We start from the raw sequence: 9,377 nt of genomic DNA on the forward strand, positions 1-9,377 counted from the left end.
GGTCAGGTAAGCCACGCACAGCAGCAAGGGCAGCAGCACGAGCACGATCTTGATCAGCGACCAGACCACGGGCCAGGCGCCTCCCAAGGCACCAGCACCGGCTGTGTAAAAGGTATCGATCATGTGATGTTCCTTCGCCTCAGACCTTGTCGACGCCGAGCTTTTCAACCCGAATGGCGCCAAACTGCGCACCCAGCGCGGAAGTCAAGGCGTGACCTGCGGGTACGCGCACCACATTGGCGGGCAAGCTGGCATCGAGCACCGCGCTCAAGGTGGCTGAGCCGTCATCTTGCGAGACCCTCACCTGCGCACCATCGGCCAGACCCAATTCGGCCCACAAGGCCTTGGACAGGCTGACCACAGGGGCCTTGGCATCGGCGGTCTGTTGCAGGGATTCGGATCGGCGAACCAGCGCATCGGCGCTGTAAATGGGCACATCGGCGATGCGTTCCAGGCCACCGGTCGAGCCTTGCAACTGGATCGCGGCAGTGCTGTGGTTGGACAGGCGCGAAGGGATCGACGCCAGATCACCCAAGGCGGCAGCACGAACTTCTTCCGAAGTCTCGAACTCGAAGCCCGGGATGCTCAACATGTTGCCCAGCACGCGCAACACCTTCCAGGCAGGACGGGTGTCGCCCAGCGGCTTGACCACGCCATGGAAGCTTTGCACGCGGCCTTCGGCGTTGACAAACGTGCCCGAGGTTTCGGAGAACGGCGCGATGGGCAGCAGCACATCGGCGTAATCGTTGGCGCCCGACTTGAAGGCCGACAAGGACACGACCATCTGTGCGTTGTTGACCGCGGCACGCGCGGCCACAGGATTCGCCGCATCGAACTCGGGCTCGGCGTTGAACAGCAGCACGGCCTTGAGCTGGTTGCCTGAGAGCATCTGGCCGGCGTTCAAGCCGCCCTGCTTGGGTTGCGCACCCACCAGTTGGGCACCCACGGTGTTGGCCGATTCGCCCAGGAAGCCGACGGTGGCACCGGTTTGTTCGCCGATCCAGTTCGCCAGGGCGTGCAGGGTCGAGGCTTGCGGGTGGTTGGCTGCAGCGTTGCCCAGCAAGATGGCTTTCTTCTCGCCGGACAGCAGCGAGGCGGCCACGGCGCGGGCCGCGTCGGTGGCGGTGCCGTTGGCGGGGATGTCCACACCACGTTCATTGGCGATGGCCACGGCAATGTCGGCCAGAGCCTGGGCCCAGGCACTTGGCGCCACGACGATGCGCTGCGCGATGGGCAACAGCCAGTCGTCGGTGGTGGCACCGATGGCGGTGACCTGCGCACCGCGCTTGGCGGCATGGCGCAGGCGCGAGGCGAACAAGGGGTGGTCTTTGCGCAGGAAGGAGCCGATCACCAACACGCGGTCCAGGGTGGACAACTCGGCGATGGGCAGGCCCAGCCAGGTGGCGCCCGACGTGGCGGTGAAATCGGATTGGCGCAAGCGGGTGTCGACGTTGTCGCTGCCCAGGCCGCGCACCAACTGGCCCAGCAGGTAGAGCTCTTCCACCGTGCTGTGGGCCGTGCCTAGCGCGCCGATGGCGGCCGCGCCGTGGTCGTTCTTCACGCCCTTCAGGCCGTTGGCCACGTATTCCAACGCCGTGGTCCAGTCGACCTCACGCCATTGGCCGCCCTGCTTGAGCATGGGCTTGGTCAGGCGCTGGTCGCTGTTCAGGGCTTCGTAGCTGAAGCGGTCGCGGTCGGCGATCCAGCATTCATTGACGGCCTCGTTTTCCAGAGGCACCACACGCAACACCTTGCCGTTCTTCACTTGAACGATCAGGTTGGAACCGGTGGAGTCATGCGGCGACACGCTCTTGCGGCGCGAGAGCTCCCAGGTGCGGGCGCTGTAGCGGAAGGGCTTGCTGGTCAGGGCACCGACCGGGCAGATGTCGATCATGTTGCCCGACAGTTCGGAATCAACCGTGTTGCCCACGAAGGTGGTGATCTCGGAGTGCTCACCGCGGTGGATCATGCCCAGTTCCATCACGCCGGCGATCTCTTGGCCGAAACGCACGCAGCGGGTGCACTGGATGCAACGGCTCATCTCCTGCATGGAGATCAGCGGGCCCACGTCTTTCTTGAAGACCACGCGCTTTTCTTCTTCGTAGCGCGAAGCAGAGGCGCCATAGCCCACGGCCAAGTCTTGCAACTGGCACTCGCCACCCTGGTCGCAGATGGGGCAATCCAGCGGGTGATTGATCAGCAGGAATTCCATCACGCCCTGCTGGGCCTTGATGGCTTTGTCGCTCTTGGTGCGAACGATCATGCCCTGGGTCACCGGGGTGGCGCAGGCCGGCATCGGCTTGGGCGCCTTCTCGATGTCCACCAGGCACATGCGGCAGTTGGCCGCGATCGACAACTTCTTGTGATAGCAGAAGTGCGGGATGTAGGTGCCGTTTTGCTCGGCCGCATGCATGACCATGCTGCCTTCAAGCACCTGGACTTTCTGTCCGTCGAGTTCGATTTCAACCATGTTTGTTGCTCTGATTCTCAGACGTAAGCAGGGACCACACAGGTCTTGTGTTCGATGTGATGAATGAATTCATCGCGGTAGTGCTTGATGAAGGCGCGCACCGGCATGGCGGCGGCATCGCCCAGCGCGCAGATGGTGCGGCCCTGGATGTTGTCGGCCACGGAGTTCAGCAGGTCGATGTCTTCGACACGACCATGCCCCTTCTCGATGCGGTCAACCATGCGCCACAACCAGCCCGTGCCTTCGCGGCAGGGAGTGCACTGGCCGCAAGATTCGTGCATGTAGAAGTAGGACAGGCGTTGCAGGCTCTTGACCATGCAGCGGGTTTCGTCCATCACGATCAGCGCGCCCGAGCCCAGCATGGAGCCTGCCTTGGCGATGGAGTCATAGTCCATCGTGCATTCCATCATGATGTGGGCGGGCAGCACGGGCGACGACGATCCACCGGGGATCACGGCCTTGAGTTTCTTGCCGCCACGCACGCCACCCGCCAGCTCTAGCAGCCTGGGAAACGGCGTGCCCATCGGGATCTCGTAGTTGCCGGGGCGCTCCACGTCGCCGCTGACCGAGTACAGCTTGGTGCCGCCGTTGTTGGGCTTGCCCACTTCCAGGAAGGCCTGGCCGCCGTTGCGGATGATCCAGGGCACCGCCGCGAAAGTTTCGGTGTTGTTGATGGTGGTGGGCTTGCCGTACAGGCCGAAGCTGGCCGGGAACGGCGGCTTGAAACGGGGCTGCCCCTTCTTGCCTTCAAGCGATTCGAGCAGCGCGGTTTCTTCGCCGCAGATGTAGGCGCCAAAACCATGGAAAGCATGCAGCTGGAAGCTGTAGTTGCTGCCCATGATCTGGTTGCCCAGCATGCCAGCGGCGCGCGCTTCTTCCAGCGCCGCTTCGAAGCGTTCATACACCTCGAAGATTTCACCGTGGATGTAGTTATAGCCCACGCTGATGCCCATGGCGTAGGCCGCAATCGCCATGCCTTCGATCACGATGTGCGGGTTGTACATCAGGATCTCGCGGTCCTTGCACGTGCCCGGCTCGCCTTCGTCAGAGTTGCACACCAGGTACTTCTGGCCGGGGAAGGCTCTGGGCATGAAGCTCCACTTCAAGCCCGTGGGGAAACCTGCGCCGCCACGGCCACGCAGGGCCGACAGCTTCACGTCGGCGATCACCTGCTCAGGCGTCATGCCCACGCCGCCATCCAGACCCAGGATCTTGCGCAGGGCCGTGTAGCCACCGCGCGCCTGGTAGTCCTTCAGGCCCCAGTTCTTGCCGTCCAGATCCGCGTAGATCTGGGCGTTGAGGTGGCGACCGTGGAACACGGTCTCTTTGCCGGTCGACTGAAATTGAGAAAGGTCCAACATCTGGGTGGTCCTCGATTACTTGGCGTTGGCCTTGAGCGTGTCGACCAGCGCATCAAGGCGGTCGTTGCTCATGAAGCTGACCATCTGGCGGTCATTGACCAGCAGCACCGGCGAATCGGCGCAAGCGCCCATGCATTCGCCTTGCTGCACGGTGAACAGGCCATCGGCCGTGGTCTCACCCGCTTCGATGCCCAGCTTGTGGCACAGGTGCTCCAGCGCCTTCTGGCCATCGCGCAACTGGCACGGCAGGTTGGTGCAGACGTTGATCTTGAACTGACCGACCGGCTGCTGGTTGTACATGTTGTAGAACGTGGCAACCTCGCGCACGGCGATGGGCGCCATGCCGAGGTACTCGGCAATCAACTTCTCGCCCTCAGGCGAGATCCAGCCGTTCTCCTGCTGGAAGATGGACAGGCAGGCCATCACCGCGGATTGTTTCTGGTCGGCCGGGTATTTGGCCACTTCGCGGTCGAAACGCGCTTTGGTTTGTTCGCTGAGCATGGGTTTGTCAGTCATCTCGCTTCTTAGCGGTCGATCTCACCGAACACGATGTCCATCGTGCCGATGATGGCCACAGCATCGGCCAGCATGTGGCCACGGCTCATTTCGTCAAGCGCAGCCAGGTGCGGGAAGCCCGGGGCGCGGATCTTCAAGCGGTAAGGCTTGTTGGCGCCGTCGCTGGACAGGTAGATGCCGAACTCGCCCTTGGGGTGCTCTACCGCCGCGTAGGCTTCGCCTTCGGGCACGTGGAAGCCTTCGGTGAAGAGCTTGAAGTGGTGAATCAGCTCTTCCATCGAGGTCTTCATCTCGAGGCGCGAAGGCGGGGCCACCTTGTGGTTGTCGGTGATGACCGGGCCGGGATTGGCACGCAGCCAATCCACGCACTGCTTGATGATGCGGTTGGACTGGCGCAGCTCTTCGACGCGGACCAGATAGCGGTCGTAGCAATCGCCGTTCTTGCCCACGGGGATGTCGAAGTCCATGTGCTCGTAGACATCGTAGGGCTGGTGCTTGCGCAAGTCCCACACAACGCCCGAACCACGCAGCATGGCACCCGAGAAGCCCAGGTTCAGGGCGCGCTCGGGCGAGACCACGCCAATGCCGACGGTGCGCTGTTTCCAGATGCGGTTGTCGGTCAGCAGGGTTTCGTATTCGTCGATCAGGCCAGGGAAGCGCTGCGTGAAATCGTCGATGAAGTCCAGCATGGACCCCTGGCGATTTTCATTCAAACGCGCGATGGTCTTGGCGTTCTTGATCTTGCTGACCTTGTACTGCGGCATCGTGTCCGGCAGGTCGCGGTAGACACCGCCCGGGCGGAAGTAGGCCGCGTGCATGCGCGCGCCCGACACGGCTTCGTACAGGTCGAACAGGTCTTCGCGTTCGCGGAAGCAGTAGATGAGGATGTTCATCGCACCGCAGTCGAAACCGTGACAGCCCAACCACAGCAGGTGGTTCAGCACACGGGTGATCTCGGCGAACATCACGCGGATGTACTGGGCGCGCACAGGCACGTCGATGCCCATCATCTTCTCGATGGCCAGGCAGTAAGCGTGCTCGTTGGCCATCATCGAGACGTAATCCAGGCGGTCCATGTAGGGCAGCGACTGGATGAAGGTCTTGGACTCGGCCAGCTTTTCGGTGGCGCGGTGCAGCAGGCCGATGTGCGGATCAGCGCGCTGGATGACTTCGCCGTCCAGCTCGAGCACCAGGCGCAGCACGCCGTGGGCGGCCGGGTGCTGGGGCCCGAAGTTCAGGGTGTAGTTCTTGATTTCAGCCATGTCGATTACTCCGGCGCGCCATCGCATTCAGCACGGCACATCCTGATCCAGCAAACACCGAGGATCCGGATTTGCCGGGCCAAGGGTGTTGCCCCCTTGAGGGGGCGCGCGAAGCGCGTAGGGGGTGGGTCATTTGATGCCGCCGTAGTTGTCTTCGCGGATGATGCGCGGGGTGATCTCGCGCGGCTCGATGGTCACCGGCTGGTAGATCACGCGGCGCTGCTCGGGGTCGTAGCGCATTTCGACGTGGCCCGACACGGGGAAGTCCTTGCGGAAGGGGTGACCGATGAAGCCGTAGTCGGTGAGGATGCGGCGCAGGTCGATGTGGCCTTCGAAGATGATGCCGTACAGGTCGAAGGCTTCGCGCTCGAACCAGTTGGCAGAGCTCCACACGTCATTGAGCGAGGAGACCATGGGCAGGTCATCATCAACCGCGAAGACTTTCAGGCGCAGGCGCCAGTTCTTGGCGACCGACAGCAGGTGGCTGACCACGCAATAACGGGGACCCTCCGCGTAGATCGAGGCCGCGCCATCCTTGTAGGTGGAGTAGTCCATGCCACACAAATCTTGCAGCTGCTCGAAACGCAGCTCGGGGTGGTCGCGCAAGGTGGTGGCCACACGGATGTAGTCGGCGCTGGACACGGTCAGGGTCAGCTCACCCTTGAGGTTGTCCAGCCGCTTGACGGCATCGCCCAGCACAGAATGCAACGCGGCTTGCAGGGTGTCGAGTTTGGTGCTCATCGGGCAATGGTGTTTTCGCGGCGGATCTTGGCCTGCAGTTGCAGGACGCCGTACAGCAGGGCTTCGGCCGTGGGCGGGCAACCTGGCACATACACATCGACCGGTACGATGCGATCGCAACCACGCACCACCGAGTAGCTGTAGTGGTAGTAGCCGCCACCGTTGGCGCACGAGCCCATGGACAGCACCCAGCGTGGCTCGGCCATCTGGTCGTAGACCTTACGCAAGGCCGGTGCCATCTTGTTGCACAGCGTGCCGGCCACGATCATCAGATCGGATTGGCGCGGGCTGGGACGAAACAGCATGCCGAAGCGGTCGATGTCGTAGCGCGCCGCACCGGCGTGCATCATTTCAACCGCGCAGCAGGCCAGGCCAAACGTCATCGGCCACAGCGAACCAGTCTTGGACCAGTTGATCAGCGTGTCCGCCGACGTGGTGATGAAGCCCTCTTTGAAGACGCCTTCGATACCCATGTTGATTTACCTCATTCCCAGTCCAGGGCGCCCTTTTTCCACTCGTAGACAAAGCCCACGACGAGGATGCCCAAAAACAGCATGATGGCGGTGAAGCCGGCCATGCCCACTTCCTTCAAGGCCACGGCCCAAGGGAAGAGAAAAGCGATTTCCAGATCGAACAAAATGAACAGGATGGCCACGAGGTAGTAGCGCACGTCGAATTTCATCCGCGCGTCTTCAAAGGCCTCGAAGCCACATTCATAGGGGGAATTTTTTGCCGCATCAGGACGACGCGGGCCCAGCAGGAAGCCAAGCAACTGAGGGACCACCCCGACGCCGACACCCACCAGGATGAAGAGGATGACGGGCAGGTAATTCTCAAGATTCATCATGACTGGCGGCTCTCAGACAGGACAGAACAGACAACAAGCGATTGAAACACATTCAAAAAGCAAAAAGCGCGCTGAGCTGCGAACTCAGACGCGCCTACCTTAGGTGCATTTGCAACACCGTCCGCAAACATCAACCGAAATAGCAAGATGCAGGCTGATCATGGGTGATGCGAAGACACGGTTTTGATTTCTTGGTGCCGACGGCGAGACTCGAACTCGCACAGCTTTCGCCACTACCCCCTCAAGATAGCGTGTCTACCAATTTCACCACGTCGGCATGGGGTTGGCAGGCCTTTTGAAAAGTTCTAAAGCCTGCTTTTAATCCACCTTCGACTTGCTTGAGGCTTGCTCATCGAAGACTTAGATTCTAACCCGAAATGGTTGAGAAGTATGAGCCTCTCAACTCGGAATCATTTGGTCGGGATCAAAGCCGCACCAGAAGCCGTCTTGGCTGCAGCGGAAGCCGCCGATGCCGCAGCCGCTGAAGCGGTCGCCGCAGGCCGGTCAAACACGCTGGGCTGCTCGCCAACCGCACCACGGTAGTTGCCCACATAGGCCAAGCCCAAGGTCGACAAGAAGAACACGGTGGCGGCCACCGCGGTTGAACGCGACAGGAAATTGGCGCTGCCCGTGGCCCCGAACAAACTGCCCGAGGCACCACTGCCAAAGGATGCGCCCATGTCGGCGCCCTTGCCATGCTGCACCAGCACCAGGCCAATCATGGCCAGGGCGGAAACGATCTGGAGCACTTGCACCAGGTTTGCAAAAACTTGCATGTTGTCAAAACTCCAGATGAATCCGCGCGCCTCAGGCAGCGCGGGCAATGGCAGCAAAATCGGAGGCCTTCAAGGAAGCGCCACCAATCAAGCCACCGTCAATGTCGGTTTGAGAGAAGAGCTCGGCGGCATTGTCAGGCTTGACACTGCCACCATAGAGCAAAGGCACCACAGCCGCAGAGGCTTGCGCCGCCTTGAGCTGCGCACGCAGGAAAGCGTGCACGGCCTGAGCCTGCGCGGGTGAAGCGGTCTTGCCGGTGCCAATGGCCCAGACCGGTTCGTAAGCCACGACCACCTTGGCCAGATCAGCGCCCAGCGTGTCGGTCACGGCCTTCAATTGGCGCGCCACCACAGCCTCGGTCTGATCGGACTCACGCTCGGCCAGGGTTTCGCCCACACACACGATGGGCACCAGGCCTTGCGCCAGGGCCGCCTTGGCCTTGTCGGCCACCAGTTGATCGCTTTCAGCATGGTAGCTGCGGCGCTCGGAGTGCCCCACGATGGCGTAGCGCGCACCGAACTCGCGCACCATGGCACCCGACACCTCACCGGTGTAGGCACCCTGGGCCTGAGCAGACACGTCTTGCGAGCCCACGGTGATGGCACTGCCCTGCAGCGTGGCAACCACTTCACCCAGGTAGGGGAAAGGCACACACACTGCTACGTCCGATCGCGGCGCCGAAGCGCTCAGATCGGCCTCAAGCAGACCCTTGAGGAGTTCGGCATTGGCAGCGCGGCTGCCATGCATCTTCCAGTTGCCGACGACGAGTTTCTTGGACAGGGCCATGACCATCACTGCTGTTGTTGTTGCTCTTGCTCAGGCGATGCGCCACGGTCGCCGCCGCGATCACCACCACGGTCGCCACGGTCATTGCGACCACCGCGATCGCCACGGTCGCCGCGATCACCACGCTCGGAACGCTCACGCTCAGGGGCCATGCCTTCAGGACGCTCTTGCAGCACCTTCATGGACAGTTTGACGCGGCCCTTTTCGTCGGTTTCCATGACCTTGACCTTGACGATCTGGCCCTCTGACAAATAGTCAGTCACCTTTTCAACACGTTCATGGGCGATTTGACTGATGTGCAGCAAGCCATCTTTGCCCGGCAACAGGTTCACCAAAGCGCCGAAATCCAGAATCTTGGTGATCGGGCCTTCATAGATCTTGCCGATTTCAACTTCAGCCGTGATCTGCTGGATGCGGCGCTTGGCTTCTTCAGCCTTGGCCGGATCGCTTGACGCAATCGTGATGGTGCCGTCTTCATCGATGTTGATCTGGGTGCCGGTTTCTTCAGTCAGCGCCCGAATGACAGACCCACCCTTGCCGATCACGTCGCGAATCTTGTCCGGATTGATCTTCATGGTGAACAGGCGCGGTGCGAAGTTGGAGACTTCGGTCTTGGC

At 61.6% G+C, this 9,377-nt stretch carries 10 protein-coding genes and 1 tRNA gene; all 11 read right to left on the reverse strand.

Annotated elements, in window-relative coordinates; all coding sequences use genetic code 11:
• Positions 1 to 139 precede the first annotated feature (139 nt).
• Positions 140 to 2,470, reverse strand: a complete 2,331-nt coding sequence (gene nuoG, locus Q7V20_RS23915; protein WP_304796741.1) for an NADH-quinone oxidoreductase subunit NuoG — start codon at positions 2,468 to 2,470, stop codon at positions 140 to 142.
• Between the two features lie 17 nt (positions 2,471 to 2,487).
• Positions 2,488 to 3,831, reverse strand: a complete 1,344-nt coding sequence (gene nuoF, locus Q7V20_RS23920) for an NADH-quinone oxidoreductase subunit NuoF (protein WP_304796743.1) — start codon at positions 3,829 to 3,831, stop codon at positions 2,488 to 2,490.
• Positions 3,832 to 3,846: 15 nt separating this feature from the next.
• On the reverse strand, positions 3,847 to 4,332 hold the full coding sequence (nuoE, locus tag Q7V20_RS23925; protein WP_304796757.1) for an NADH-quinone oxidoreductase subunit NuoE: 486 nt from the start codon (positions 4,330 to 4,332) through the stop codon (positions 3,847 to 3,849).
• 23 nt (positions 4,333 to 4,355) lie between these two features.
• On the reverse strand, positions 4,356 to 5,609 hold the full coding sequence (locus Q7V20_RS23930) for an NADH-quinone oxidoreductase subunit D (protein ID WP_304796745.1): 1,254 nt from the start codon (positions 5,607 to 5,609) through the stop codon (positions 4,356 to 4,358).
• A gap of 129 nt (positions 5,610 to 5,738) precedes the next feature.
• Positions 5,739 to 6,350 (reverse strand): NADH-quinone oxidoreductase subunit C, encoded by a 612-nt coding sequence (locus Q7V20_RS23935; protein ID WP_304796748.1) that lies wholly within the window; start codon positions 6,348 to 6,350, stop codon positions 5,739 to 5,741.
• The gene (locus tag Q7V20_RS23940) at positions 6,347 to 6,823 is read right to left on the reverse strand and encodes an NADH-quinone oxidoreductase subunit B family protein (protein ID WP_300540260.1); all 477 of its coding nucleotides are present in this window, start codon (positions 6,821 to 6,823) and stop codon (positions 6,347 to 6,349) included. Before Q7V20_RS23940 ends, Q7V20_RS23935 begins: the two co-directional genes overlap by 4 nt.
• 11 nt (positions 6,824 to 6,834) lie before the next feature.
• Entirely contained in the window at positions 6,835 to 7,194 is a 360-nt protein-coding gene (locus tag Q7V20_RS23945; RefSeq protein WP_304796759.1) for an NADH-quinone oxidoreductase subunit A, read from the reverse strand.
• A 195-nt stretch (positions 7,195 to 7,389) separates the two neighbouring features.
• Positions 7,390 to 7,474: transfer RNA gene (locus tag Q7V20_RS23950), tRNA-Leu, on the reverse strand.
• 133 nt (positions 7,475 to 7,607) lie between these two features.
• Complete coding sequence (gene secG / locus Q7V20_RS23955; RefSeq protein ID WP_304796752.1) at positions 7,608 to 7,973, reverse strand: preprotein translocase subunit SecG; 366 nt, start codon at positions 7,971 to 7,973, stop codon at positions 7,608 to 7,610.
• Positions 7,974 to 8,004: 31 nt separating this feature from the next.
• On the reverse strand, positions 8,005 to 8,754 hold the full coding sequence (tpiA, locus tag Q7V20_RS23960) for a triose-phosphate isomerase (RefSeq protein WP_304796760.1): 750 nt from the start codon (positions 8,752 to 8,754) through the stop codon (positions 8,005 to 8,007).
• An 11-nt stretch (positions 8,755 to 8,765) separates the two neighbouring features.
• Positions 8,766 to 9,377 (reverse strand): S1 RNA-binding domain-containing protein (locus Q7V20_RS23965; RefSeq protein ID WP_304796754.1); only part of this gene is annotated, 612 nt, incomplete at its 5' end.

This window comes from Aquabacterium sp. (genome assembly GCF_030652515.1).
Classification (GTDB): Bacteria; Pseudomonadota; Gammaproteobacteria; order Burkholderiales; family Burkholderiaceae_C; genus Aquabacterium.

Excerpts from the sequence above, each read along its gene's own strand:
- secG (WP_304796752.1), bottom strand. The coding sequence starts at position 7,973 with ATGCAAGTTTTTGCAAACCTGGTGCAAGTGCTCCAGATCGTTTCCGCC.
- nuoG (WP_304796741.1), bottom strand. The coding sequence starts at position 2,470 with ATGGTTGAAATCGAACTCGACGGACAGAAAGTCCAGGTGCTTGAAGGC.
- Q7V20_RS23930 (WP_304796745.1), bottom strand. The coding sequence starts at position 5,609 with ATGGCTGAAATCAAGAACTACACCCTGAACTTCGGGCCCCAGCACCCG.
- nuoE (WP_304796757.1), bottom strand. The coding sequence starts at position 4,332 with ATGCTCAGCGAACAAACCAAAGCGCGTTTCGACCGCGAAGTGGCCAAA.
- Q7V20_RS23945 (WP_304796759.1), bottom strand. The coding sequence starts at position 7,194 with ATGAATCTTGAGAATTACCTGCCCGTCATCCTCTTCATCCTGGTGGGT.
- Q7V20_RS23940 (WP_300540260.1), bottom strand. The coding sequence starts at position 6,823 with ATGGGTATCGAAGGCGTCTTCAAAGAGGGCTTCATCACCACGTCGGCG.
- Q7V20_RS23935 (WP_304796748.1), bottom strand. The coding sequence starts at position 6,350 with ATGAGCACCAAACTCGACACCCTGCAAGCCGCGTTGCATTCTGTGCTG.
- nuoF (WP_304796743.1), bottom strand. The coding sequence starts at position 3,831 with ATGTTGGACCTTTCTCAATTTCAGTCGACCGGCAAAGAGACCGTGTTC.